Raw genomic sequence first — 24,386 nt, forward strand, 5'->3', positions numbered from 1 at the left:
CATCATATTGCTGCACCATGCTGGGGATAGATAAGTTTTCAGCATAAAATGCTGTACGGACCACTTCATGCACAGGATGTATCTGTTTTTCTTATGGCGTCATATTTGAATCAGAAGGGGGGGTGTCATTAGTAAAATTAATCATGCCGGGCGTGCTTAAAACATCGCTTAAGTTGAATGGATATGCAAAAAGGAACAGCAACCATCGGACAATATGGCTGCCAGGGTATTGATTCGCACGGGGTGCTGAGAAATGGCCCGCAAAAGCGCGGCCCACCAGATTATTCAGTTGGCAGAATTAGTCAAGCGCTTTACGCATAAACGCATGAACGTCGGCGAAATCGTCGCGTCATGCACCATAACAGGGCAAAACCCCGCTGATATGGCGCGGCCAACGGGCGCGTATTGCAGATATTTACGCTATCATGAGCCAGATTTCGTTCAGGGAGCGTGTAATGAAACAGATTCGTCTTTTAGCGCAGTACTACGTTGATTTGATGGTCAAACTGGGGCTGGTGCGGTTCTCGCTGCTGCTGGCTTCGGCGCTGGTGGTGCTGGCGATGGTGGTGCAGATGGCTGTCACCATGGTATTGCGTGGTCATGTTGAGAGCATCGACGTGGTGCGCTCGGTATTCTTTGGTCTGCTGATTACCCCCTGGGCGGTCTATTTTCTGTCGGTGGTGGTTGATCAACTGGAAGAGTCGCGCCAGCGCCTGTCACGGCTGGTGGACAAGCTGGAGGAGATGCGCACGCGCGACCTCGAACTGAATCAGCAGATGAAAGAAACCATTACCCAGCTCAACCAGGAGATCACCGATCGTATTAAAGCCGAGCAGGCGCGCGAGCAGGTGATGGATAAGCTGCGTGAAGAGATGGCGCGTCGTGAGCAGGCGCAGATCGAACTGGAACAACAATCCTCCTTCCTGCGCTCCTTCCTTGATGCATCGCCAGATCTGGTGTTCTACCGCAATATCGACAAGCAATTCTCCGGCTGTAACCGCGCCATGGAACTGCTGACCGGCCTGAGCGAAAAACAGCTAATTGGCCTGACGCCGCGTGATATCTACGACGAAGATGCCGCCACCAAGGTGCTGGAAACGGATGAGAAGGTGTTCCGCCATAATGTGTCGCTGACGTATGAGCAGTGGCTGCAATATCCCGACGGTCGCAAAGCCTGTTTTGAAATCCGTAAGGTGCCGTATTACGACCGCGTAGGGAAACGCAGTGGCCTGATGGGCTTCGGACGCGATATTACCGAGCGTAAGCGCTATCAGGACGCGCTGGAGAACGCCAGCCGGGAGAAGACCACCTTTATCTCAACCATCAGCCACGAGCTGCGTACGCCGCTTAACGGCATCGTAGGGCTGAGCCGCATCCTGCTGGATACCGATCTCAACCAGGAGCAGCTCAAATACCTGAAAACCATCCATGTGTCGGCCATTACGCTGGGCAATATCTTTAATGACGTGATTGAAGTGGACAAAATCGAGCGCCGCAAAGTGCAGCTTGATAACCAGCCGCTCGATTTCACCGGTTTCCTCGCCGATCTGGAGAACCTCTCCGGTCTGCTGGCGCAGCCGAAAGGGCTGAAGTTTGTGATGGCGCCGGAGCTGCCGCTGCCGCATAAAATTTCTGCCGACGGCACGCGCCTGCGTCAGATCCTGTGGAACCTGATTGGCAACGCCGTGAAGTTTACCCAGCAGGGCGAAATCGTGGTGCGCGTGGCTTATCGTCAGGATGAAACCCTGCGCTTTGAAGTGGAAGACTCCGGGATGGGGATTCCGCAGGAGGAGCAGGACAAAATTTTCGCCATGTATTACCAGGTCAAAGATCAGAACGGCGGTAAGCCAGCCACCGGCACCGGTATCGGGCTGGCGGTGTCACGACGCCTGGCACAGGCCATGGGCGGCGATATCAGCGTACGTAGCGTCCAGGGGCAGGGTTCCTGCTTCATTGTGGAGATCAAGGCGCCTCGCGTTGCTGAGGAGGTTGAGGATGACAACCTCGACGACCATATGCCGCTGCCAGCGTTGCATGTGCTGCTGGTGGAGGATATTGAGCTGAACGTGATTGTGGCGCGTTCGGTGCTGGAGAAGCTCGGTTGCAGCGTGGAGGTGGCGATGACCGGCACCGCTGCGCTGGAGATGTTCGATCCGCAGGAGTTTGACCTGGTATTGCTGGATATCCAGCTGCCGGATATGACTGGCCTTGACGTGTCGCGCGCTATTCATCAGCGCCATACCGGCGAGATGCTGCCGCCGCTGGTGGCACTGACCGCCAACGTACTGAAGGACAAAAAAGAGTACCTCGACGCCGGGATGGATGATGTGCTGAGCAAGCCGCTGGCGGTTCCGGCTCTGACCGCAATGATTAAAAAGTTTTGGGATTATCAGGCTGACGCCGATGCGCCGGTTGCGATGCCGGCGGAAGAGAAAACCCTCGCGCTGCTCGATGTGCCGATGCTGGAGCAATACATCGAGCTGGTGGGGCCGGGGCTGATTACCCAAAGCCTGGCGATGTTTGAAAAGATGATGCCAGGTTATCTCGACGTGCTGGATTCCAACATGATGGCGCGTGACCAGAAAGGCATTGCCGAAGAGGGGCATAAAATTAAAGGTGCCGCCGGTTCGGTTGGTTTGCTGCATTTGCAAAAGCTGGCGAAACAGATTCAGTCGCCGGAACTGCCAGCGTGGTGGGACAACGTGCAGGAATGGATTGATGAGCTAAAACAGGAATGGCAGCACGACGTTAATGTTTTACGTGAGTGGGTAGCAGCGCGGGAAAAGTAACGGGATTTAGAAAAAAATGACCCCAGTCGAAACCGGGGTGCGCGAATACTGCGCCAACACCAGGGAAATGGGCACTGCTGCTATTATTTGAGGTCTATCCTGAGCAACAGCGTGGTATTGGTTAACGCTTCAAAACCACCTTAGCAAATTCATCACAACTTGTGACAAGATTCATTAAATTGTGTGATGTTGAGCAGCGTTTAAATACAGAAAACATTAATTTGCTGACACAGTCAAGCAAGGAATCAATTTCTTTGCTTCATTGCATTAATTTTGACCAAATGTTCTGTTTTCTGTGCGGATTTAACGTGTTGACGCGGCTGAAAAACCCGGCAACCACAATGAAAGTCTGTTTGCAGCAAAAAATCAGGCTTTTTTTATGGTAACCCCATGAAATATGGCGTGAATAGGGCTGAAATCATCAGGTTATCCAAAACGTTTTGGAAACCATCAGCAGAAAGTTCCAGATCAAGGTTTTAGTGTGAGATGTAAACCAAATGCTATGAGAAATGCTTAACCAGAAGCGGCCAGCAGAGCAGACTATCTGGTGCGAATTTACACATTTTTTTCAGAATACTCTCGCTTATCAATGAGCCAGTTCAAACACAATGAAATGTTAATGTTAAGCATCGTGAATCATTTCATGTGGGCCATATCACATTAGGTTAAGTGTTCATAAGGAAGTCTTCTGATGAGAATTCAGCCATGGAACCGATTCCTTTACGGCGGAAGTGCTTGATGTATTTGGCTCTATTAAAGGAACGTTGGTTGCGCAGGGAATGACTCTGTATGACAAACCAACGGGCCATTGGGTTAAATTTAGCGATCGAGGGCAGACGAGTGCTATCGTGACCTGAGTGATTGATTAATACAGGGAACAGGTAAGAGAAAATTTCATGAGTAAGAATAAAGGGAAACTGTGGCAACGCATTAAAGTCCTGATAGCGAAATGCCTGATTGCCTGGCTGGGTCTGTGGCTGGCGGGGATCCTGTTATTTTCCTTTCTCCCGGTCCCTTTTTCCGCGGTGATGGTGGAACGGCAGCTGGGCGCCTGGCTGACCGGACGCTTTGACTACGTCGCCCATTCGGATTGGGTCAGCATGGATGAGATCTCGCCGTGGATGGCGCTGGCGGTTATCGCTTCCGAAGATCAGAAGTTCCCGGTTCACTGGGGATTTGACGTTCAGGCCATTCAGTCGGTGCTGGATAATGATGGCGATGAACGGATGCGCGGCGCTTCCACGCTGTCGCAGCAAACCGCGAAGAACCTGTTCCTGTGGGACGGACGCAGCTGGATGCGTAAAGGGCTGGAAGCCGGGCTGACGGTGGGGATTGAAACCGTGTGGACGAAGCGACGGATTCTGACGGTTTATCTGAATATCGCCGAATTTGGCGACGGGGTGTTTGGTGTGGAAGAGGCGTCGCAGCGTTATTTTCACAAACCCGCCAGCCGTCTGACGATGTCAGAAGCGGCATTGCTGGCGGCGGTGCTGCCCAATCCGATTCGTTTCCGCGCCGACGCACCCTCAGGCTACATTCGTCAGCGCCAGCAGTGGATTTTGCGCCAGATGCGTCAACTGGGCGGGGAAGGTTTTCTTAACCGCTACAAATTGCACTGAAGCCGTCAGTCTTCATCGAAGCCCGCTTCAAATAACTCGATCACCGCCGCCAGCGCCTGGGTCTCTTCCGGGCCGCTGGCTTCAATCTCAATATGACCGCCTTTGGCTGAATCAAGCATCAGCAGCGCAATGACGCTGCTGGCTTCGGCTTCCGTACCCGCTTCATTACGCAGCAGCACTTCAGCGTCGAAACTCTGCACCAGTTCAAACAACTTCATGGCCGGGCGCGCGTGCATACCCAGCTTGTTACGAATCTCAACGGTTTGCTTCACGGTCATGATTTGCGTTTTTCCAGGGTGCGATGACGGGACTGCACATTTTTACCACGCGAGCGGAAGTAGTCGGCCAGCTGTTCGGCGATGTACACCGAACGGTGCTTACCACCGGTACAACCGATTGCTACGGTGAGATAGCTGCGGTTATTGGTCTCCAGCATCGGCAGCCACAGCTCAAGATAGCTGCGTGTCTGGTAGATAAAGTTATGCACCTCGGTATGCCGATCGAGAAAGGCCGCAACCGGACGATCGAGACCGGTCATGGGGCGCAGTTTAGGATCCCAGTGCGGGTTGGGCAGAAAACGCACGTCGAAGACGTAATCGGCATCAATCGGAATGCCATGTTTGAAGCCAAAGGATTCAAACACCATGGTCAGCTCGCGCTCACGTTTGCCCAGCAGGCGCGTGCGCAGCATTTCAGCCAGCTCATGCACTGACATTTCAGAGGTGTCGATGATCAGATCGGCACGCGAGCGCAGCGGCTCCAGCAGATCGCTCTCTTCATCGATTGCGCTCTCCAGTGACAGGTTTTTACTGGATAGCGGATGCAGGCGACGGGTGTCGCTGTAGCGGCGAATCAGGGTATTGCGATCGGCATCGAGAAACAGCAACTGCGGCGAAAAGGAGTCCGGCAGATTATTGAGAGCAGTTTCAAAAATCTCCGGCGATTCGGGCATGTTGCGCACGTCAATGCTGACGGCGGCAGAGATATTGCGTTCGGTTAACGTATTGGCCAGTTCCGGCAATAGCACTACTGGCAGGTTATCAACACAGTAAAAACCCATGTCCTCAAGTGCACGTAACGCGACTGATTTTCCTGAGCCTGACCGACCGCTGACGATCATCAGCACCATCACATTTCTCCCGTTTTAAACCGGCACTTAGGCCGGTAAAAGTGTCTCTCGCTTAAGGATGGTCTTCCTGAGCTTCTGTGATAATGGCATACAGTTCTTCATCGCTCTGCGCGGCGCGCAGACGACGGCAGACTGTTTTATCCGCCAGGCGTTTTGCCACCAGCGATAGCGTATGAAGATGGGTTTTGCACTGGTCTGCCGGCACCAATAGCGCAAACAGCAGGTCTACCGGTTGATTGTCGACCGCATCAAAGGCGATCGGCTGATCGAGGCTGATAAACACGCCTACGGCGCGCAGAGTATCTTCCTCCAGCTTGCCATGTGGAATGGCAATGCCGTTGCCAATACCGGTACTGCCCATGCGTTCACGGGTGAGGATTGCTTCGAAAAGCGTCTGGTGAGGCAGATTGAGCTGCTTCGCTGCCAGCTCGCTGATAATTTCCAGCGCACGTTTTTTACTCTGGCAGTGTACGCCGCTGCGGGTGCAGTCCAGCGTGAGGACCGAGCTCAATTCCAGTGTCAGATCGTTGTTCATCATCGTTTCACTTGCGAGTTCACATAGCCGCGAGGATCACCCACTTTACCCCGATGTCGGGAAAAATGCAGTCTCCTGTTGGCGCTTGCGCAGATGACAAAACGGGGCGGTCAGCCCGCCCCATTCTGTGCTCTGAGTGCCGAACCGGTCAGCACCCTGCAAGCGTGAAGGTTAGTGTTTTTTCAGTTTGTCTTTATGTTTAGTCAATTGACGGGCGAGCTTATCGATCAATCCGTCAATGGCCGCGTACATGTCTTCCGCTTCCGATGTCGCATGCAACTCTCCACCGTTCACATGTAACGTTGCATCAGCAATCTGCGTTACCTTCTCCACTTTCAGAACAATATAGACCTGATTGATACGATCAAAATAGTGTTCCAGTTTGGCAAATTTGCTATTTACAAACTCGCGCAGCGGTTCGGTAATCTCAACATTCAGTCCGGTAAGGTTTATCTGCATAGGTCTTCCTTCTCAATACGTTCAAACCAGCTGCTTGCGCTGATTCGAGGGCGGGATGGACAAAGACTCGCGATACTTAGCAACCGTACGGCGGGCCACCATGATGCCCTGTTCAGATAACATGGAGGTCAGTTTGCTGTCGCTCAAGGGTTTTGCGGGGTTTTCCGCAGAGATCAATTTTTTCACCAGTGCACGAATCGCCGTTGATGAGGCTTCGCCGCCACCTTCGGTATTAACATGGCTGGAGAAAAAATATTTCAGTTCAAAAATGCCACGCGGACTGTGTAAATACTTCTGCGTGGTAACGCGGGAAATGGTGGATTCATGCATATCCACGGCCTGAGCGATATCCGCCAGCACCATTGGACGCATGTACTCCTCACCCTGCTCAAAAAACGCCTGCTGCTGCTCGACGATACAACGTGTCACTTTCAGCAGCGTGTCGTTGCGGCTCTCCAGGCTCTTAATTAGCCACTTGGCTTCCTGTAAATTACTGCGGATAAACTGGCTGTCACTGTCATTACGCGCCGCACCGCCCATGGCCGCATAATGCTGATTGATTTTGAGTCGTGGCACGCTATCGGCATTCAGTTCCACCGTCCAGCGTATCCCGATTTTACGTACCAGCACATCGGGGATGACATATTCGGGTTCGCTGGTGTTAACCGACTGTCCCGGACGTGGATCGAGTGACTGAATCAGCAACATCGCGTCTTTCAGCACGTCTTCTTTCAGACGCGTCACACGCATCAGGCTGCGGAAATCGTGATTAGCCAGCAGGTCGAGATGCTCGCTGACGATTAAGCGCGCCTCAGCCAGCATCGGGGTCTCGGCCGCATATTGCGACAGCTGCACCAGCAGACAGTCGCGCAGATCGCGTGCGCCAACACCCACTGGATCGAAACGCTGTACGCGTTTCAGCACCGCTTCAACTTCTTCCAGCGTCAGTTCTTCATCGCCGATGCTGTCGCAAATATCCTGAACCGTGACGGTGAGATAACCGGTGTCGTCGATGGCATCGACAATCGACGTGGCAATGGCGCGGTCGGTATCGGTGAAAGGGGTCAGTTCAACCTGCCACATCAGGTAATCCTGGAGCGACTGTGTCGTTTCCCCCTGATATACCGGCAGTTCATCATCCTGATAATCCGTGCCGGTCCCGGAAGGCGTCCCGGCGGTGTAGATCTCATCCCAGGTCGCATCGAGCGGCAGTTCTTCCGGCATGTCCTTTTGCTCAAGCGCTTCACGGGTGTCGAGCGCTTCATTTTCCTGATATTCGCGAGCGTCTACTTCTTCATGTACATCTGATTGTTCAAGCAGCGGATTGCTTTCCAGCGCAAGCTGTAATTCCTGCTGGAGTTCAAGCGTAGAGAGTTGCAGCAAGCGGATTGCTTGCTGCAACTGGGGTGTCATCGCCAGCTGTTGGCTGAGCCTGAGTTGCAAACCTTGCTTCATAATCCGGATTGAATTTCCTAAGCAAACGTCGGGTGTTACGACACCTTATCAGAGTCTGAACTCTTCGCCCAAATAAACACGCTTAACCTGCTCATCTGCAAGTATTTCATCGGGCGTGCCGTGAGCGATCAAATGCCCCTGGCTGACGATGTAAGCGCGTTCACAAACGGCAAGGGTTTCGCGCACGTTGTGGTCGGTGATCAGAACGCCCAGCCCGCTATCGCGCAGATGCTCAATGATTTTTTTGATATCAATAACGGAGATGGGGTCCACACCAGCAAAAGGCTCATCCAGCAGGATGAATTTGGGGTTGGCGGCCAGTGCACGGGCAATTTCCACACGACGGCGTTCACCGCCGGAGAGCGCCTGGCCCATGCTGTCGCGCAGGTGCTCAATGTGAAACTCTTCCATCAGCTCGTTGGCGCGATCCTGACGCTGCTCCTCGGTGAGATCTTCACGGATTTGCAGTACCGCCATCAGGTTGTCATAGACGCTCAGACGGCGGAAGATCGACGCTTCCTGTGGCAGATAACCAATGCCACGGCGTGCACGGGCATGCAGCGGCAGAATGCTGATGTCTTCATCGTCAATCACGATACGGCCGGCATCGCGCGGCACAATGCCCACCACCATGTAGAAGGTGGTGGTTTTACCGGCCCCGTTTGGACCCAGCAGGCCGACGATCTCGCCGGATTTAACCTGCAGGCTAACGTCTTCTACCACGCGGCGGCCTTTGTAGGCTTTCGCCAGGTTTTCAGCGATCAGTGTGGCCATAGAAATCAGTTACTCTTTTTTTGGCTCTGGGACGAACCGTTTTTATCCTGCAACTGCGACGGCACCAGCACGGTGGTCACGCGTTTGTTCTGGCCCTGACTGTAGGCCTGCATTTTCTGCTCTTTCACCAGATAGGTGATGCGATCGCCTTTGATGTTGCTATCCAGCTGCTCAATGTAGGCGTTGCCGGTCAGCTCAACGAAGTCATTAGCCAGCTCGTAGTGTAGCTTGGCGGCATGACCCTGCACCGGCTTACCGTTGTCCTGCATTTGATAGAAGGTGGCGGGATTGCCCCAGGCATCGACAATGGTTTTTTTGCTGTCGCCACCAGGACGGGTTACCACCACTTTGTCAGCGGTGATTTTGATGGAACCCTGAGTAACGATGACATTGCCGGTAAAGGTGGCGACATTACCTTGCAGATCCAGTGCCTGATTGGCGGAATCAATATTAACGGGTTTGTCCGAGTCTCCCGTCAACGCCAGCGCAGGAAGGCTGGTTGCTAACAGGGCGCTGACCAGCAGTAACTTAAGGCTGTTTTTGTGCATTTTGGATTTCATATGAGGATTTGACCTTTTCAATCAACTCGGCATTTTTTGTCCGTAAGTTGCCGCGCATCTTCATGCCGGTAGAGTTAAAACTGCGGCCATAAAGGGTGACCTGATCGTCCGACGTGACATCCTGAGTAACAAGATTCACCACCGCATTATCGGTTTTGATGCGTTGCAGCTCCGAATCCTGCGTCAGCGTGTTCACTTCAACGTGGCCGTAAAGATAAAGCATACGATCTTTGGTGAGCTTTGCCTTATCGGAGCGAACAGACCAGGTCGGGACTTTGTTCACGTCGTAAGTTGTCATCACCGGATTATCGAACCAGCTCAGTTCATCGGCATCAAAGTAGGTCACTTTATCCGAAATCAGTTTATAGGCCAGCGCACCCTGTGGGTTGTACACCACGGTGTTTGATTTTTCGCTGGTATAGGTTGGCTCCTGCTCGTTGGTTGCCACCGGCGTTTTGCTTTCATCCTGGTTGGTAAGATTCCAGCCAATCAGCACCAGAGCGATTAAGGCCAGAATCAGCGTTATCCAACGCCTGCTTTTACTCATACTGATTGCCCTTTGGCATCCTCAAATTTGTTCTGCGCCATTAAGATCAAATCGCACAGTTCACGGACCGCGCCGCGTCCACCGGCAATGCGGGTGACATAATGCGCGCGCGGCAGCAGAATCGGGTGTGCATCGGCAACGGCAACGCTCAGACCCACGCGCGCCATCACCGGCCAGTCGATAAGATCGTCGCCGATATACGCGACCTGTTCGGCTGATAATGACAGTTTATCCAGGAGTTCCCGCCAGGCCAAAAGCTTATCCGATTGTCCCTGGTAAAGATGCGTAATGCCGAGGGTTTTGCAGCGATCTTCCATCAATTTAGCATTGCGGCCGGTAATAATAGCGACTTCAATGCCGGAGGTCAGCAGGCAACGAATGCCATAGCCATCGCGCACGTTGAAGGCTTTCAGTTCCTCGCCGCTGTTGCCCATATAAATCAGGCCATCCGACATCACACCATCAACATCACAAATCAGCAGACGAATCTGTGCCGCGCGCGCCATTACTTCTGCGCTTACCGGACCATAGCAGGTTTCCACCGCAGCCGTTTCAACACTCATATTCTTTTCCTGTTCAGACCACGCCGGCGCGCAGCATGTCATGCATATGTACCACACCGAGCAGGCGATCGTCATCGGCCACCAGCACTGCGGTAATGTTTTTGTTTTGCATCAGATTAAGGGCATCCACCGCCAGCATATTCGGGCGAACGCGGATACCGCCGCGCGTCATCACATCCTGGATGCTGGCTGACTGAAAATCGATGCCCATATCAAATACGCGACGCAAGTCACCATCAGTAAAAATACCTTCGATTTTCATCAAATCGTCGACGATCACCGTCAGGCCAAGATTTTTACGGGTGATCTCAAGCAAAGCGTCGCGCAGTGAGGCATCACGCGATACGTGGGGGATCTCATTGCCGCTGTGCATGATGTCGCTGACATGCAGCAACAGTTTACGACCCAGCGCGCCGCCTGGATGGGACAGGGCGAAATCTTCCGGCGTAAAGCCGCGTGCTTCGAGTAACGCGACGGCCAGCGCATCGCCCATCACCAGCGTCGCCGTGGTGCTGGTGGTGGGCGCCAGGCCAAGCGGGCAGGCTTCCTGCGGAACTTTTACGCACAGATGCACGTCCGCCGCCCGGCCCATGGCGCTTTCGGCGCGGCTGGTGATACAGATCAGCTGTACTTTCTGTCGTTTCAGTACCGGGACCAGCGCAAGGATTTCGTTTGACTCGCCGCTGTTGGAAATGGCGATCACCACATCATTGGTACTGACCATACCCAGATCGCCGTGACTGGCTTCAGCAGGATGAACAAAGAACGAAGGCGTCCCGGTGCTGGCAAAGGTTGCCGCCATTTTCTTGCCAATATGGCCCGATTTGCCCATCCCCATCACCACCACTTTACCCCGGCAGGCAAAGATCATTCTGCAGGCGTGCGAGAAGTCGTCGTTGATATATTGATCGAGCTGCTCCAGCCCCTCACGTTCGATGCGCAGCACCGCTTTGCCTGCCTGCTGAAAGTCAAATTCCGGTTGCTGATGTGACATGGTCAGTCTGTCCTTTATTAACTTGCGATAAACATGGGGCTAAGCCACAGCCAGCACACCCACAGGATAAATCCAACTAACAACAGCGCGCCTGCCGCCCGGCCAATACGGCGGCTGCGTTGCAGGCACAGCAGGGCGAACAGCACGCTGACGCCGAGCATTACCCAGTAATCACGCGCAAAAGCATGGGGATCAATGCTGCCCGGATGAATCAACGCGGGCAGACCCAACACAATTGCCAGGTTAAAAATGTTGGCGCCAATCAGATTGCCGATGGCGATATCATCCTCGCCTTTCATCGCGCCAGCGATAACGGTGGCCAGCTCAGGCAGGCTGGTGCCAACGGCGATCAGCGTCAGGCCCATCACCAGTTCGCTTACGCCAAAATAGTCGGCGAAGGCGGTCGCGTTATCGATCACCATGCGGGTCGACATCGGCAGGATCAGTAAGGCCACCGCCAGCCACAGGAAGGCCACGGTGTTACCGGTTTCATCACGCGGCAGTTCCGCCAATTGTTCACGCGTCAGGGTGTCGTTGTTTTCGCGTTCGGCCCGGCGCGCAATGCGGATCACCACCAGCAGATAAACCAGCGCGATCAGCAGCAATGCGATGCCATCGAGGCGGCTGAGATGATTATCAAACAACATGATGCCGCTCAGCAGTGAGACCAGCAGCATTAACGGGAGTTCGCGGCGAATCAGGTTGGAATGTACGGTTAAAGGATGCAGCAATGCTGCGCCACCAAGAATTAATAAAATGTTGGTGATGTTCGAACCCAGCGCGGTGCCCACCGCCAAATCCATCTGTCCATGCTGCGCCGCCGAGAAAGAAACGATCAATTCTGGGAGCGAGGTGCCGATGCTGACCACGGTCATGCCGATGATTAAGGGAGGGATTCCAAAGGATCGACTAAGGATCGCGGCACTGAATACTAATCTGTCGGCACCGTAAGCCAGTAAAATCAATCCGATAAACAGCAGGGCAGTGGCTACGAACATGAAAAATCCTTGATGGATATGTGTGTCGGCACACCTTGTCCGACGGGTAAAAACATTAGCGCGTGGAAACAGGCGCTGATTTTGACTGTCTGAGAGGCAAAAGTAAATTTTAAGGCGGTTTTCGCCACGCCGGGTGGGTAAGTTTCTGTAAAACTCTCGTGCATCGCAGGCTTACAGGCTACCATCCCCGGACACGATAACGCCCGATCCGCATTAAAGAGGTAAAGATGATCCAGCAGCAAACGAATCTGGTTGAGGTTCGTGGCGTGAGCTTTTCGCGCGGAGATCGCACCATCTTCGACGACATTTCATTAACTGTGCCTGCGGGTAAAGTCACCGCTATTATGGGACCGTCCGGCATTGGCAAAACCACTCTGCTGCGTCTGATTGGCGGCCAGCTGCACCCCGATAAAGGTGAAATCTGGTTTAACGGTGAAAACATTCCTGCGCTTTCCCGCCGCAGATTGTATGAAGTGCGTAAAAAAATGAGCATGTTGTTCCAGTCCGGAGCACTTTTCACCGATCTCAGCGTCTTTGATAACGTCGCCTGGCCGCTGCGTGAACATACGCAATTACCCGCGGCGCTGCTGCATAGCACGGTAATGATGAAGCTGGAAGCGGTGGGACTGCGTGGTGCAGCCCAGCTGAAACCGGCAGAACTCTCCGGCGGGATGGCTCGCCGTGCGGCGCTGGCGCGTGCGATCGCGCTGGAGCCGGATCTGATCATGTTTGACGAGCCGTTTGTCGGCCAGGATCCGATCACCATGGGCGTGCTGGTAAAATTGATCGATGAACTGAACCATTCGCTGGGCGTAACCTGCATTGTGGTTTCGCATGATGTGCCAGAGGTCTTGAGCATTGCCGATCATGCCTATATTGTTGCCGGGCAAAAAATTATTGCGCAGGGCAGCGCGCCGGAATTGCGGAAAAATCCCGATCCCCGCGTGCGCCAGTTTATAGAGGGTCATGCGGATGGCCCGGTGCCGTTCCGCTTTCCGGCGGGGGATTACCTCGCCGATTTGACCCACGCAGGGAGAACTTAAGCTGATGTTGTTACAGGCACTGGCGTCACTCGGTCGTCAGGGGATAAATACCTGTGCGGCGTTTGGCCGGGCAGGACTGATGCTGTTTCATGCGCTGGTAGGTAAACCGGCGTTCCGGAAACACGCACCGTTGCTGATTAAGCAACTCTACAGCGTGGGCGTAATGTCTCTGCTGATCATCATGGTATCCGGGCTGTTTATCGGCATGGTCCTGGGGTTACAGGGCTATCTGGTCCTGACGACCTACAGCGCGGAAACCAGTCTGGGCATGTTGGTGGCGCTGTCGCTGCTGCGTGAACTCGGCCCGGTCGTCACCGCGCTGCTGTTCGCCGGGCGCGCCGGTTCGGCGCTGACCGCAGAAATTGGCCTGATGAAAGCCACCGAACAGCTCTCCAGCATGGAAATGATGGCGGTTGATCCGCTGCGCCGTGTGGTGTCGCCGCGCTTCTGGGCGGGCTTTATCAGTATGCCGCTGCTGGCGCTGATCTTCACCGCGGTGGGCATTGCTGGCGGGGCGCTGGTGGGCGTCAGCTGGAAAGGTATCGATCCGGGTTTCTTCTGGTCCGCGATGCAAAACGCCGTGGATTTCCGTACTGATGTCATCAACTGCATTATTAAAAGCGCCGTGTTCGCCATTACGGTGACATGGATTGCGCTGTTTAACGGCTATGATGCCATCCCGACGTCGGAAGGGATTAGTCGGGCGACGACGCGTACCGTGGTGCATGCTTCACTGGCGGTACTCGGTTTGGATTTTGTGCTGACAGCACTGATGTTTGGGAAATAAAGCAATGCAAAGCAAGAAAAACGAAATCTGGGTAGGCGTCTTCATGCTGCTGGCTCTGCTGGCGCTGCTGTTTCTCAGCCTGCGTGTCGCCGACCTGAAATCGCTGGGTACTGAACCCACCTGGAAGCTATATGCCACTTTCGATAATATCGGCGGCCTGAAAGTCAGCTCGCCGGTCAAAATTGGTGGCGTGGTGATTGGCCGCGTGACGGACATTACGCTGGATGACAAAACCCTGTCGCCGCGAGTCACCATGGCGATCAGCGATCAATACACGGACAAAATCCCGGATACCAGTTCACTGGCGATTCGCACCCAGGGATTATTGGGCGAGCAGTTCCTCGCGCTCAATCTGGGCTTCGACGACCCGGATCTTGGCTCCGCCATGCTCAAAGATGGCGGCACGCTACGTGATACCAAGTCGGCGCTGGTGCTGGAAGATCTGATCGGCCAGTTCCTGTATAAAAGCGGCGACAACAAAAACGATAACAAACAACAGGGTGCGGAGAGCGCGCCTGCAGCAACGGAATAACCCTGAGAGGTAAAACACGATGTTTAAACGTTTACTGATGATTGCCATGCTGGCTATCGTTCCACTGGCCGCGACGGCAGCGGACCAGAGCAATCCCTATAAACTGATGAATGAAGCGGCGGCGAAAACCTTTACGCGCCTGAAGAACGAACAGCCGAAGATCAAGCAGGATCCAAACTACCTGCGCGATATCGTGCGTCAGGAACTGCTGCCGTATGTGCAGATTAAATACGCGGGTGCGCTGGTGTTAGGCCGTTACTATCGCGAAGCGACACCGGCGCAGCGTGATGCTTACTTCTCTGCCTTTGGTGATTATCTGGCCCAGGCATATGGTCAGGCGCTGGCGCTGTACCACGGTCAGACTTACCAAATCCAGCCAGAGCAGCCGGTTGGCGATGCCAACATTGTGGCGATTCGCGTAACCATCGTCGATCCGAACGGCCGCCCGCCGGTCCGTCTCGATTTCCAGTGGCGTAAAAACAGCCGTACCGGCGACTGGCAGGCTTACGACATGGTGGCGGAAGGTATCAGCATGATCACCACCAAACAGAATGAGTGGAGCGATCTGCTGCGTACCAAAGGCATTGATGGCCTGACCGCGCAGCTGAAAACCTCAGCGGCACAGCCAATCTCTCTGGATAAGCAGCAATAATGAGCGAACCGTTACGCTGGCAGCGCACTGCCAGCACGCTGGCCCTGAGCGGCAAGCTGGACCGCGACACGCTGCTGGCGTTATGGCAGCAGCGTGAAACCGCGATGGTGGATATCGACACCATCGATGTGGCCGCGCTGGACAGAGTGGATTCGGCAGGTCTGGCGCTGCTGGTGCATTTACGCGAAATTGCACGCGCCCAGGGCAGCACACCGCACTTCAGCGGCATCAACGATAAACTTCAGTCACTGATTACGCTCTATAACCTGCAGCAGATTATTGTTTCTGCTGAAAAAGTAGCCTGATTATTGTCTGGTCTGAGAAAGCCCCTGATTTTTTCAGGGGCTTTTGCGTATTTAAGAGTCAGACGCTTTCCTCTAAGATGTCTGCCTTATTATTATTAACTTGAAGCAAAGAGCGATGGAAAATAGTGAAGTTCAGGCGGTCCTGATGCAGGCGCTGCAATTAGAAGAAGTACATGTTCTCAGCAACGACGGCAGCCACTTTCAGGTGATTGCGGTGGGTGAGATGTTCGGCGAGCTGAGCCGGGTGAAAAAACAGCAGGCTGTCTATGCGCCACTGATGGAATACATTGCGGATAATCGCATTCATGCCGTTTCCATTAAAACTTATACTCCTGCCGAGTGGGCGCGCGACCGTAAACTTAACGGTTTCTAAGCGCTGGCTGTGGTGCGCCCGCGCTGGCGGGCCTGTTTGATTGATAATTGAGAACCGTGTTAATGGACAAATTTCGTGTGCAAGGCCCCACCCGTTTGAGTGGTGAAGTGACCATTTCCGGGGCGAAGAACGCTGCGCTGCCGATTCTGTTTGCAGCGCTGCTGGCCGAAGAGCCGGTAGAGATTCAGAATGTGCCGAAACTGCGTGACATCGATACCACCATGAAGCTGCTGAGCCAGCTTGGTGCGAAAGTCGAGCGCAATGGGTCGGTGCACGTTGATGCGCGCGAAGTTAATGTCTTCTGTGCGCCTTATGATCTGGTGAAAACCATGCGTGCTTCGATCTGGGCGCTGGGTCCGCTGGTGGCGCGCTTTGGTCAGGGACAGGTTTCGCTGCCAGGTGGTTGCGCCATCGGTGCACGTCCGGTCGATCTGCATATTACCGGCCTTGAGCAGCTGGGTGCAGAGATCAAACTGGAAGAGGGCTATGTCAAAGCCTCGGTAAACGGTCGCCTGAAAGGCGCGCACATCGTCATGGACAAAGTGAGCGTGGGCGCCACTGTGACCATTATGAGCGCAGCGACGCTGGCTACCGGCACGACAGTGATTGAAAACGCCGCGCGTGAGCCGGAAATTGTCGATACCGCCAACTTCCTTAACACCCTGGGTGCCAAAATCAGCGGCGCAGGCAGCGATAAAATCACCATCGAAGGCGTTGAACGTCTTGGTGGGGGTGTCTACCGCGTGCTGCCGGACCGTATCGAGACCGGGACCTTCCTGGTTGCTGCGGCGATTTCGGGCGGCAAAGTGCTGTGCCGCAACACGCAGCCAGACACGCTGGATGCCGTGCTGGCCAAACTGCGTGATGCCGGAGCCGATATCGAAACCGGCGCAGACTGGATCAGCCTCGACATGCACGGTAAACGCCCGAAAGCGGTTAACGTGCGCACGGCGCCACACCCAGGTTTCCCGACTGACATGCAGGCGCAGTTCACGCTGCTCAACCTGGTGGCTGAAGGCACTGGCGTGATCACCGAGACCATCTTCGAAAACCGCTTCATGCACATCCCTGAACTGATTCGTATGGGCGCCCATGCTGAGATTGAACTTAACACCGCGATTTGCCACGGTGTTGAGAAGCTGTCAGGCGCTCAGGTGATGGCAACCGATTTGCGTGCGTCCGCCAGCCTGGTTCTGGCAGGCTGCATCGCGGAAGGCACCACGCTGGTTGATCGCATCTATCATATCGACCGTGGCTATGAGCACATCGAAGACAAGCTGAAAGCGATGGGTGCGAATATCGAACGCGTTAGCGGCGAATAATTCTTACCCAGGCTTACTTATATGAAAAACCAGCCGCCTAATCGCGGCTGGTTTTTTTTGCGCTAAAGGATCGTCAATTGCATTATTCAGGATCCTTTGACGATGTTACCCGCCCTCGACGATCCAGCATGCAGCATGTCTCTGGATCATAGTAGCGGCTCGGCCAGATCTCCGAAGGATGAATATCCAGCGCCTTAGCAATCAACCTCTCGCCTTTCGGCCAGGGTCGGACTATGGCATTTGACAACGTCGATGAACTCAGCCCGCATCGGCGAGACAGCTCCGCCATCGTGAGCCCTTTTTTACGCAACCTGGCAATGATATCGGCCGAATGCCAGTCTTTTCTCCTTATGCGCATAATGCCCTCCTTGTCCATGCTATTGACCCTTCCTGCGGGTGAATATGACTTTTCTGCGCGGGAATATCTGGAAAAACTGGCGTATTTTATAGCAAATACTTTCCAGTAGTTTCCAGTAAGTGTTCGATAAAATTTGCGGCTGCTTGATGTTTCGCAAAAAATTTGTAAGCGATGAAAACGAAGGAGGGGAAAAAGCAGAGGTGGGAGAGGGGCCAGTACTGGCCCCGCCGGGATTAAAAATCGCGTTGTACGGACATGTGGGCCAGCGCTTCGAGGGCGCTACGCCACGGGGTTTCCGGCAATATTTTCAGCGCGTCGATGGCTTTATCGGCCTCTTCTTCGGCACGCTGGCGCGTCCATGCCAGCGAACCGCACTGTTGCATGGCTTCCAGCACCGGTTCCAGCAGATGGCGACCGTTGCCTTCTTCAATGGCACGGCGAATCATCTGCGCCTGCTCCGGCGTACCATGATGCATCGCATGCAGCAGCGGCAGCGTCGGTTTGCCTTCGCTCAGGTCATCGCCGGTGTTTTTACCCAGGGTCTCGCCATCGGCGCTGTAATCCAGCAAATCATCAATTAACTGGAAAGCGGTGCCAATATAGCGTCCATAATCCTGCAACGCTTTTTCCTGTGCCGGGCTGGCCTCTGCCAGGATCGCCGACGCCTGCGAAGCGGCCTCGAACAGGCGGGCGGTTTTGCTGTAGATCACCCGCATGTAATTCTCTTCAGTGATGTCCGGATCGTTTACGTTCATCAACTGCAAGACTTCACCTTCGGCGATCACATTCACCGCTTCCGACATCAGCGCGAGGATCTTTAAGGATCCCATGCTGGTCATCATCTGAAAGGCGCGGGTATAAATAAAATCACCGACCAGCACGCTGGCGGCGTTACCGAACGCGGCGTTAGCGGTGGCTTTTCCACGGCGCATATCGGATTCATCCACGACATCGTCATGCAGCAGCGTGGCGGTGTGGATAAATTCGATCAGCGCCGCGTTGGTGATATGGAGCGAACCCTGGTAATTCAGTGCTCGCGCCGACAGCACGGCGATCATCGGACGGATGCGTTTGCCACCACCGCTGATGATGTAGTAACCCAACTGGTTAATCAGTGAGACATCTGAATTCAACTGGTCGAGGATGGTCTGGTTGACGGCCGCCATGTCCTGCGCGGTTAGTTCGTTTATCTGTTCTAAGTTCATTCGTCTGTTCAGCTATGACTCGTTTCTCGGCATGGTAAGCGCTTTTACCCAGCGTGAGTTCAGGTAATCTGTTACTGATTGTACTTGAAAAATCGGGTTGAGAAACGTTTGCATTCATCCTGCGCTTTTTTTCTGCAAGAGTGTGCAAAGTGGACTTGTCTTCTTCTGGAGATTTGCGTAGAATTCGCGCCCTATTGTGAATATTTATCGCGCCGCCTGATGAACAGAAAGGCATGCGCAGAAGCGGAGTTTTATATGTACGCGGTTTTCCAAAGTGGTGGTAAACAACACCGAGTAAGCGAAGGTCAGACCGTTCGCCTGGAAAAGCTGGACATCGCAACCGGTGAAACCATCGAGTTTGATCAGGTTCTGATGATTGCAAATGGCGAAGACGTGAAAATCGGCGCGCCACTGGTTTCAGGCGGTGTGATCAAGGCAGAAGTTGTTGCTCACGGTCGTGGCGAGAAAATTAAGATCGTTAAGTTTCGTCGTCGTAAGCACTACCGTAAGCAGCAAGGCCACCGTCAGTGGTTCACTGATGTGAAAATCACTGGCATCAGCGCCTAAGAGGAGATCTGACAAATGGCACATAAAAAGGCTGGTGGCTCGACTCGTAACGGTCGTGACTCCAACGCAAAACGTCTGGGTGTTAAGCGTTTCGGTGGTGAATCTGTTCTGGCAGGTAGCATCATCGTTCGTCAGCGTGGTACCAAATTCCACGCGGGTAACAACGTAGGCTGTGGTCGTGACCACACCCTGTTTGCTACCGCAGACGGCAAAGTGAAATTCGAAGTTAAAGGTCCGAACAACCGTAAATACATCAGCATCGTTGCTGAGTAAGGTTGTCGTGACGCAGACGGTTAACGTCTGAACGTACGAATAAAAGGCCCCGCAGCTTTGCGGGGCTTTTTACATTCTGCTGCGGCGCGCGTTAAGCCAACGCACTTACGCAGATTGCTGTACAATTTATGTACACATGGCATTGCCAATCCTGTATTATCCGCCGCCGGTCAGCGCAGAAGACCCTGGCGGACCTGTTCGTAGCCAGAAGCCTGCCGCGAACGACAGTGTGACGGAGAGAGAAAATGAAGTTTGTTGATGAAGCGACGATCCTGGTGGTCGCGGGTGACGGCGGTAATGGTTGCGTGAGCTTCCGCCGCGAAAAATACATTCCGAAAGGTGGCCCGGACGGGGGTGACGGCGGCGATGGCGGCGACGTATATCTGCTGGCTGACGAAAACCTCAATACCCTGATCGATTATCGTTTCGAGAAATCTTTCCGTGCTGAGCGTGGCCAGAATGGCCAGAGCCGTGACTGTACCGGCAAACGCGGTAAAGACATCATCGTTAAGGTGCCAGTAGGTACCCGCGTGATTGACCAGGGCACCGGTGAAACGCTGGGCGATATGACGCGCCATGAGCAGAAGCTGATGGTCGCCAAAGGCGGCTGGCACGGCCTGGGCAACACCCGTTTTAAATCCTCGGTTAACCGTTCACCGCGTCAGAAAACCATGGGTACGCCGGGCGAGAAACGCGACCTGCAGCTGGAGCTGATGCTGCTGGCCGATGTGGGTATGCTTGGCTTGCCTAACGCCGGTAAATCGACCTTTATTCGCGCCGTATCTGCGGCGAAACCGAAAGTGGCGGATTATCCGTTTACCACCCTGGTACCGAGCCTCGGCGTGGTGCGTATGGACAGCGAAAAGAGCTTCGTGGTTGCCGATATCCCAGGGCTGATTGAAGGCGCTGCGGAAGGTGCCGGTCTCGGTATTCGCTTCCTGAAGCACCTTGAGCGCTGCCGTGTATTGCTGCACCTGATCGACATCGCCCCGATTGACGAGACTGATCCGGTAGAAAACGCCCGCATCATCCTCGGCGAGCTGGAGAAATACAGCGATAAGCTGTACCAGAAGCCACGCTGGCTGGTGTTTAACAAGACCGACCTGCTGAGTAAGGAAGAAGCGGAAAGTCGCGCTAAAGCGATTGCAGAGGCTCTGGGTTGGGAAGACAAATACTACCTGATCTCCGCTGCCAGCCGCGACGGCGTCACAGACCTGTGCTGGGATGTGATGAGCTTCATCATCGCTAATCCGAAGGAAGCGGAAGAAGAAGAGAAGCAGCCGGAGAAAGTGGCCTTCATGTGGGATGATTATCACCGTGAAGCCATGGAAAATGCTCAGGAAGTGGAAGAAGACGAAGAGTGGGATGACGACTGGGACGAGGATGACGACGAAGGCGTCGAAATCATTTATCAGCGTTAATCTGCCTTAACTCATCCCTTCAGGGACGTGCCTCCTCCTGGCGCGTCCCTTCATCAAAAACCTCCCAACACAATTAACCCATCCCCCTGCGAAAAACCGGGCGGCAGACTTTGCTCGCCACGTTCATTTTTTGTGCCTGAGACGTCGTTTCGGTACGCGTTATTGGTGCTAGCATGGCATCGCCAGAATAAGGATCAGGACGATCCGGCGATCACATGAATGTATTTAAAAGGAACATAAATGCGCTCTGTTGAAAGGTTAACGCTTCCTGCCCTCTCCGCCATCCCGGCATTAACGCCGGTATCCGAATCTGTGCTGGTTCAGCATATCGCCTTTATTAACCAGACACCCGTTGCTGGCCCACAGCTCGCTTCTCCTGGCGTTCCCGCTATCGCCGTAAAACAGGAACCGATGCAGGAGGATGAGATCGAGGTCGATCTTTATCACAAGCGCCGACAGGGCAAAATATCGTTCCTGCTGAATATACATGACAGGCTGGAAGCCTACGGAATAAAGCACGGTCCGCTACGGGAGGAACTCATCCATATAGATGCGGACAGGCTGGAAATAAACAGCGCTGATAAAAAGATCCTGCCAAAAAGAATGCGAGATTCTGTTACCCGGCAGATACGAAAAATAGTTAAGGCCCTTCAGGAAGGTAAGCCGGAAAATGCAGGAACAGGTTTTTATCATATATATTTTGACGAAGAGAGTTCTGAACTAGGCTTTGGCTTAAAGGCTGCAAGAACCATAAACACAGGTGAGGTTCTGCCGGATTTATATGGCGGTTTTGTTCTGAGGAACAGCGCTGAATGTGATGAGATGTATGCAGAAAGTGATAATAGCTTTCCGGCCTGTTTGTATGAAACTAAAGGGTTCAGGCCCCGATCGAAACTGAATTCCCGACGGAAGCCGGTAAATGTTTTTAGTGGCGTCGCCGGGAATTTGAAATATACCGATCTGACGCTGGTTAACACGGCCTCGGTCCGGGGTGAAAAAGTCATTGCTTCTGATAAAAACAATTTAATGGCTATCCGGGCGGATGGGGGGGGTATTGTTTATATGGCGGTTCGTGAAATAAAAGAAGGCGAGCTGTTACTTATAAATTATGGTCCCCGCTACAAAATGAAACAACATCAGCCGCCACTGGTGAAGACAGAAGCTAATGATATTTCTGCGGAAGCGCCATGTTCAGAAGCACTTCCCGACGGATTATGCTGGCTGGCGGAAAATATTGACCGGGCAGATAGCTGGGTTGATGCCAGCTTTGAAGTGTTGCCGCAGCTGATAGCATTATCAGAAACCTTTCGTCATCAGGATGCACTGCTGGTTATTACCAAAAAAGAGAGTGAGAATACGCAGCAGGGCAATATGGTTATTTCTGTTATCGACTCCTGCGGTGGCGAGTACCTTGATCATCAAGCGGTAATAAACACCCGCCGCAATTTAGCCGTTATTGAATTTGTACCGCATGAAAATCATTACAATGCTCTCTGGTCTCCGGTGGGGAATGTCAGCTTTACGCTGGAAGATCAGGTATACAGAGTGGATACTAAGAAAAAAAACAGAAACCGGGTAAAAAACATTGGAAAGACGGGTTTCTGCATGACCGATGCCGCGGCGTTTGCGTTATTCAAAGGAAGAAAAGATAAAACCCTTCGGGGAAAACCTTTCACAGATACGATGGTTACCGGTATCTATGGTTATGAATTACGGCAGGATATAAAGCATGTCATACAAAACCTGCCGCAAACGAACCGGCAGTTAACAGAATGCCTGGAAGAAAAAATACAGAGTATAAAATCATTTGAAAAAAATGAGATTGCCGGGTTGGCTGCAATCAGCCAGGAAGACAGTGATCATTTTTTAGAAACAGAAAAAACACCACCTGGAAAAAAGAATAAAATCACGGCTGAAATTTTAATAAAATTTAAAAATCTGCCACCGGCAGAGAGAAACCGGACAGGTTTTATCAACAAACATCAGCTTGTACCCCGTACAGCAATGAAATACATAACAGCCGATGGCAAGCTGACATTGCGAGGAGAGCAAATGATTTTACTTGCACAAGGTCATGTGTTCTCGAATCCGAAAAAGACCATTATTGAATGGCAGAATAAAACTGATGAAGAGCGGGCGAAACCTGGTGCAAAAGAAGAACTGGCAATAAAAAACAATGTTCGTTTTGAAGCTATTGATTCAATGCTTGTTTTTCAGGGGGGCAGTAACCGAGGGCTAAAATTCCTCGAAAGATTAAAAGTCCGTGCTCGCAACCAAATAGAGGAAAAAAATAACTTTTTACCCGCGCATATGAAAGAACTGAAAGCGTTATTGGTTACAAGCAGTTCTGAATTATCTCAGGCGTGTTTGCTGGAATTTTGCAAAAGAAATAATCTTGATGAAAACAAGCTGCATTATTATTTCAGAGAGAATAAGTTTACCGCGCATGGCCGGGCTGTGCTTAACCGGCAGCCAGGTAAAGATGACAGGATAACCGCAGACATTATCAGAGAATGGATGGCGATGGGGGATGCCCGTAAAGATTACGGCGCGAAGAAGGCTTTTTGTAAGAGAAATAATATAAGTCGTTTTACTTTGCAGTTTTATGCCACCACGAATGGCCTAAAAGCGGCTGGTGAGAAAATCCTGCAAGTCGAACAGCAACATGAAGAAATTATGGACGCAATGTTAAAATGGGCCTCTCTCAGCCAGAAGGAACGTAATAAAAGAAACGCTATTGAGAAATTCAGTAAGCAACACAAAATAAAATATGAGGCTTTCCGCCAAAAAGTGCTGGTCAAAGGGATCTTTAAAGATAAAGGAAAAATTTTTTTACTGGAACGAGGGATGACCAGCGAGGAAATCTTTAACTTAACCGGAAGTAGCGAAGAGTATGTTCGACCTTATTCTTTTAAAAAAATCACGCTGGATATCATTGACGGCTACCGAAATTCATCCCTGGGACATAACCCGCAGGCATTTAACAAATATTGCAAAGATGTTGGTTTTGAAGAACATCGACTTATTCGCTATATCAGCGTAAATGGCAAGCTGACGCTCAGAGGTAAAGCCAAATATAAGAAAAAAGCAGGCAACGGCGTCGATGATGCGGTGTAACCGCTTTTT

The 24,386-nt window shown here is 52.8% G+C and carries 27 protein-coding genes; 14 read left to right on the forward strand and 13 right to left on the reverse strand.

Annotation, left to right across the window (positions count from 1 at the left end; all coding sequences use genetic code 11):
* Positions 1 to 455 precede the first annotated feature (455 nt).
* Together arcB and mtgA are read left to right on the forward strand one after the other, a co-directional pair.
* Positions 456 to 2,789 (forward strand): aerobic respiration two-component sensor histidine kinase ArcB, encoded by a 2,334-nt coding sequence (gene arcB, locus AC6I8V_RS02385; protein WP_497844349.1) that lies wholly within the window; start codon positions 456 to 458, stop codon positions 2,787 to 2,789.
* Between the two features lie 896 nt (positions 2,790 to 3,685).
* A complete protein-coding gene (gene mtgA, locus AC6I8V_RS02390; RefSeq protein WP_497844350.1) occupies positions 3,686 to 4,408 on the forward strand; it encodes a monofunctional biosynthetic peptidoglycan transglycosylase in 723 nt (240 codons plus the stop codon).
* 5 nt (positions 4,409 to 4,413) lie between these two features.
* On the opposite strand, the gene npr is transcribed toward mtgA, so the two are convergent.
* From npr to AC6I8V_RS02445, 11 genes are all read right to left on the reverse strand, one after another.
* Entirely contained in the window at positions 4,414 to 4,686 is a 273-nt protein-coding gene (gene npr / locus AC6I8V_RS02395; protein WP_013507653.1) for a PTS phosphocarrier protein NPr, read from the reverse strand.
* Complete coding sequence (rapZ, locus tag AC6I8V_RS02400) at positions 4,683 to 5,537, reverse strand: RNase adapter RapZ (RefSeq protein WP_343554232.1); 855 nt, start codon at positions 5,535 to 5,537, stop codon at positions 4,683 to 4,685. Before rapZ ends, npr begins: the two co-directional genes overlap by 4 nt.
* A 52-nt stretch (positions 5,538 to 5,589) precedes the next feature.
* Positions 5,590 to 6,072, reverse strand: a complete 483-nt coding sequence (gene ptsN / locus AC6I8V_RS02405) for a PTS IIA-like nitrogen regulatory protein PtsN (RefSeq protein ID WP_200864665.1) — start codon at positions 6,070 to 6,072, stop codon at positions 5,590 to 5,592.
* 171 nt (positions 6,073 to 6,243) lie between these two features.
* On the reverse strand, positions 6,244 to 6,531 hold the full coding sequence (gene hpf / locus AC6I8V_RS02410) for a ribosome hibernation promoting factor (RefSeq protein ID WP_497844351.1): 288 nt from the start codon (positions 6,529 to 6,531) through the stop codon (positions 6,244 to 6,246).
* 21 nt (positions 6,532 to 6,552) lie between these two features.
* A complete protein-coding gene (gene rpoN / locus AC6I8V_RS02415) occupies positions 6,553 to 7,986 on the reverse strand; it encodes an RNA polymerase factor sigma-54 (RefSeq protein ID WP_497844352.1) in 1,434 nt (477 codons plus the stop codon).
* Positions 7,987 to 8,034: 48 nt separating this feature from the next.
* Positions 8,035 to 8,760, reverse strand: coding sequence for an LPS export ABC transporter ATP-binding protein (gene lptB, locus AC6I8V_RS02420; protein WP_497844353.1), 726 nt, complete (start codon positions 8,758 to 8,760; stop codon positions 8,035 to 8,037).
* A gap of 5 nt (positions 8,761 to 8,765) precedes the next feature.
* Positions 8,766 to 9,320, reverse strand: coding sequence for a lipopolysaccharide ABC transporter substrate-binding protein LptA (lptA, locus tag AC6I8V_RS02425; protein WP_497844354.1), 555 nt, complete (start codon positions 9,318 to 9,320; stop codon positions 8,766 to 8,768).
* On the reverse strand, positions 9,289 to 9,867 hold the full coding sequence (lptC, locus tag AC6I8V_RS02430; protein ID WP_497844355.1) for an LPS export ABC transporter periplasmic protein LptC: 579 nt from the start codon (positions 9,865 to 9,867) through the stop codon (positions 9,289 to 9,291). The genes lptA and lptC overlap by 32 nt, the downstream gene beginning before the upstream one ends.
* Positions 9,864 to 10,430, reverse strand: a complete 567-nt coding sequence (kdsC, locus tag AC6I8V_RS02435) for a 3-deoxy-manno-octulosonate-8-phosphatase KdsC (protein WP_497844356.1) — start codon at positions 10,428 to 10,430, stop codon at positions 9,864 to 9,866. Before kdsC ends, lptC begins: the two co-directional genes overlap by 4 nt.
* A 13-nt stretch (positions 10,431 to 10,443) precedes the next feature.
* A complete protein-coding gene (gene kdsD / locus AC6I8V_RS02440; protein ID WP_497844357.1) occupies positions 10,444 to 11,424 on the reverse strand; it encodes an arabinose-5-phosphate isomerase KdsD in 981 nt (326 codons plus the stop codon).
* A 17-nt stretch (positions 11,425 to 11,441) separates the two neighbouring features.
* Entirely contained in the window at positions 11,442 to 12,422 is a 981-nt protein-coding gene (locus AC6I8V_RS02445) for a calcium/sodium antiporter (RefSeq protein ID WP_497844358.1), read from the reverse strand.
* 227 nt (positions 12,423 to 12,649) lie between these two features.
* Between AC6I8V_RS02445 and mlaF the strand changes: the two genes are divergently transcribed.
* From mlaF to murA, 7 genes are all read left to right on the forward strand, one after another.
* On the forward strand, positions 12,650 to 13,465 hold the full coding sequence (gene mlaF, locus AC6I8V_RS02450; protein WP_497844359.1) for a phospholipid ABC transporter ATP-binding protein MlaF: 816 nt from the start codon (positions 12,650 to 12,652) through the stop codon (positions 13,463 to 13,465).
* A 4-nt stretch (positions 13,466 to 13,469) separates the two neighbouring features.
* The gene (gene mlaE, locus AC6I8V_RS02455) at positions 13,470 to 14,252 is read left to right on the forward strand and encodes a lipid asymmetry maintenance ABC transporter permease subunit MlaE (protein ID WP_497844360.1); all 783 of its coding nucleotides are present in this window, start codon (positions 13,470 to 13,472) and stop codon (positions 14,250 to 14,252) included.
* A gap of 4 nt (positions 14,253 to 14,256) precedes the next feature.
* Positions 14,257 to 14,784, forward strand: a complete 528-nt coding sequence (mlaD, locus tag AC6I8V_RS02460; protein WP_497844361.1) for an outer membrane lipid asymmetry maintenance protein MlaD — start codon at positions 14,257 to 14,259, stop codon at positions 14,782 to 14,784.
* 19 nt (positions 14,785 to 14,803) lie between these two features.
* Entirely contained in the window at positions 14,804 to 15,436 is a 633-nt protein-coding gene (mlaC, locus tag AC6I8V_RS02465) for a phospholipid-binding protein MlaC (RefSeq protein ID WP_497844362.1), read from the forward strand.
* Entirely contained in the window at positions 15,436 to 15,741 is a 306-nt protein-coding gene (mlaB, locus tag AC6I8V_RS02470; RefSeq protein WP_497844363.1) for a lipid asymmetry maintenance protein MlaB, read from the forward strand. Before mlaC ends, mlaB begins: the two co-directional genes overlap by 1 nt.
* Positions 15,742 to 15,856: 115 nt before the next feature.
* Positions 15,857 to 16,114, forward strand: coding sequence for a BolA family iron metabolism protein IbaG (gene ibaG, locus AC6I8V_RS02475; RefSeq protein WP_497844364.1), 258 nt, complete (start codon positions 15,857 to 15,859; stop codon positions 16,112 to 16,114).
* 62 nt (positions 16,115 to 16,176) lie between these two features.
* Positions 16,177 to 17,436 (forward strand): UDP-N-acetylglucosamine 1-carboxyvinyltransferase, encoded by a 1,260-nt coding sequence (gene murA / locus AC6I8V_RS02480; RefSeq protein WP_497844365.1) that lies wholly within the window; start codon positions 16,177 to 16,179, stop codon positions 17,434 to 17,436.
* Between the two features lie 82 nt (positions 17,437 to 17,518).
* Here the strand turns inward: murA and AC6I8V_RS02485 are convergent, their stop codons facing one another.
* The gene (locus AC6I8V_RS02485; protein ID WP_497845745.1) at positions 17,519 to 17,746 is read right to left on the reverse strand and encodes a helix-turn-helix domain-containing protein; all 228 of its coding nucleotides are present in this window, start codon (positions 17,744 to 17,746) and stop codon (positions 17,519 to 17,521) included.
* On the opposite strand from AC6I8V_RS02485, the gene AC6I8V_RS02490 reads away from it, so the two are divergent.
* Complete coding sequence (locus AC6I8V_RS02490) at positions 17,670 to 17,903, forward strand: hypothetical protein (RefSeq protein ID WP_497845901.1); 234 nt, start codon at positions 17,670 to 17,672, stop codon at positions 17,901 to 17,903. The two genes, AC6I8V_RS02485 and AC6I8V_RS02490, sit on opposite strands and share 77 nt — an antisense overlap.
* 124 nt (positions 17,904 to 18,027) lie before the next feature.
* On the opposite strand, the gene ispB is transcribed toward AC6I8V_RS02490, so the two are convergent.
* Entirely contained in the window at positions 18,028 to 18,999 is a 972-nt protein-coding gene (gene ispB, locus AC6I8V_RS02495; protein WP_497844366.1) for an octaprenyl diphosphate synthase, read from the reverse strand.
* 255 nt (positions 19,000 to 19,254) lie between these two features.
* Here ispB and rplU point away from each other — a divergent pair, with 255 nt between their 5' ends.
* The 4 genes from rplU to AC6I8V_RS02515 all read left to right on the forward strand — a co-directional run bounded on the left by rplU (position 19,255) and on the right by AC6I8V_RS02515 (position 24,377).
* Positions 19,255 to 19,566, forward strand: a complete 312-nt coding sequence (gene rplU, locus AC6I8V_RS02500; protein WP_013507673.1) for a 50S ribosomal protein L21 — start codon at positions 19,255 to 19,257, stop codon at positions 19,564 to 19,566.
* Positions 19,567 to 19,581: 15 nt separating this feature from the next.
* Positions 19,582 to 19,839: a 50S ribosomal protein L27 gene (gene rpmA / locus AC6I8V_RS02505; protein WP_006121751.1), complete on the forward strand. Its 258-nt coding sequence runs from the start codon at positions 19,582 to 19,584 to the stop codon at positions 19,837 to 19,839.
* A 245-nt stretch (positions 19,840 to 20,084) separates the two neighbouring features.
* The gene (gene cgtA, locus AC6I8V_RS02510; protein ID WP_497844367.1) at positions 20,085 to 21,260 is read left to right on the forward strand and encodes an Obg family GTPase CgtA; all 1,176 of its coding nucleotides are present in this window, start codon (positions 20,085 to 20,087) and stop codon (positions 21,258 to 21,260) included.
* A 240-nt stretch (positions 21,261 to 21,500) separates the two neighbouring features.
* Positions 21,501 to 24,377, forward strand: a complete 2,877-nt coding sequence (locus AC6I8V_RS02515) for an SET domain-containing protein (protein WP_497844368.1) — start codon at positions 21,501 to 21,503, stop codon at positions 24,375 to 24,377.
* Positions 24,378 to 24,386 lie beyond the last annotated feature (9 nt).

This window comes from Pantoea sp. X-Soil-TKNS-1207, from assembly GCF_059730485.1.

Coding starts and splice junctions, on each gene's coding strand:
- arcB (WP_497844349.1), top strand. CDS start 456: ATGAAACAGATTCGTCTTTTAGCGCAGTACTACGTTGATTTGATGGTC.
- mtgA (WP_497844350.1), top strand. CDS start 3,686: ATGAGTAAGAATAAAGGGAAACTGTGGCAACGCATTAAAGTCCTGATA.
- npr (WP_013507653.1), bottom strand. CDS start 4,686: ATGACCGTGAAGCAAACCGTTGAGATTCGTAACAAGCTGGGTATGCAC.
- rapZ (WP_343554232.1), bottom strand. CDS start 5,537: ATGGTGCTGATGATCGTCAGCGGTCGGTCAGGCTCAGGAAAATCAGTC.
- ptsN (WP_200864665.1), bottom strand. CDS start 6,072: ATGAACAACGATCTGACACTGGAATTGAGCTCGGTCCTCACGCTGGAC.
- hpf (WP_497844351.1), bottom strand. CDS start 6,531: ATGCAGATAAACCTTACCGGACTGAATGTTGAGATTACCGAACCGCTG.
- rpoN (WP_497844352.1), bottom strand. CDS start 7,986: ATGAAGCAAGGTTTGCAACTCAGGCTCAGCCAACAGCTGGCGATGACA.
- lptB (WP_497844353.1), bottom strand. CDS start 8,760: ATGGCCACACTGATCGCTGAAAACCTGGCGAAAGCCTACAAAGGCCGC.
- lptA (WP_497844354.1), bottom strand. CDS start 9,320: ATGAAATCCAAAATGCACAAAAACAGCCTTAAGTTACTGCTGGTCAGC.
- lptC (WP_497844355.1), bottom strand. CDS start 9,867: ATGAGTAAAAGCAGGCGTTGGATAACGCTGATTCTGGCCTTAATCGCT.
- kdsC (WP_497844356.1), bottom strand. CDS start 10,430: ATGAGTGTTGAAACGGCTGCGGTGGAAACCTGCTATGGTCCGGTAAGC.
- kdsD (WP_497844357.1), bottom strand. CDS start 11,424: ATGTCACATCAGCAACCGGAATTTGACTTTCAGCAGGCAGGCAAAGCG.
- AC6I8V_RS02445 (WP_497844358.1), bottom strand. CDS start 12,422: ATGTTCGTAGCCACTGCCCTGCTGTTTATCGGATTGATTTTACTGGCT.
- mlaF (WP_497844359.1), top strand. CDS start 12,650: ATGATCCAGCAGCAAACGAATCTGGTTGAGGTTCGTGGCGTGAGCTTT.
- mlaE (WP_497844360.1), top strand. CDS start 13,470: ATGTTGTTACAGGCACTGGCGTCACTCGGTCGTCAGGGGATAAATACC.
- mlaD (WP_497844361.1), top strand. CDS start 14,257: ATGCAAAGCAAGAAAAACGAAATCTGGGTAGGCGTCTTCATGCTGCTG.
- mlaC (WP_497844362.1), top strand. CDS start 14,804: ATGTTTAAACGTTTACTGATGATTGCCATGCTGGCTATCGTTCCACTG.
- mlaB (WP_497844363.1), top strand. CDS start 15,436: ATGAGCGAACCGTTACGCTGGCAGCGCACTGCCAGCACGCTGGCCCTG.
- ibaG (WP_497844364.1), top strand. CDS start 15,857: ATGGAAAATAGTGAAGTTCAGGCGGTCCTGATGCAGGCGCTGCAATTA.
- murA (WP_497844365.1), top strand. CDS start 16,177: ATGGACAAATTTCGTGTGCAAGGCCCCACCCGTTTGAGTGGTGAAGTG.
- AC6I8V_RS02490 (WP_497845901.1), top strand. CDS start 17,670: ATGGCATTTGACAACGTCGATGAACTCAGCCCGCATCGGCGAGACAGC.
- ispB (WP_497844366.1), bottom strand. CDS start 18,999: ATGAACTTAGAACAGATAAACGAACTAACCGCGCAGGACATGGCGGCC.
- rplU (WP_013507673.1), top strand. CDS start 19,255: ATGTACGCGGTTTTCCAAAGTGGTGGTAAACAACACCGAGTAAGCGAA.
- rpmA (WP_006121751.1), top strand. CDS start 19,582: ATGGCACATAAAAAGGCTGGTGGCTCGACTCGTAACGGTCGTGACTCC.
- cgtA (WP_497844367.1), top strand. CDS start 20,085: ATGAAGTTTGTTGATGAAGCGACGATCCTGGTGGTCGCGGGTGACGGC.
- AC6I8V_RS02515 (WP_497844368.1), top strand. CDS start 21,501: ATGCGCTCTGTTGAAAGGTTAACGCTTCCTGCCCTCTCCGCCATCCCG.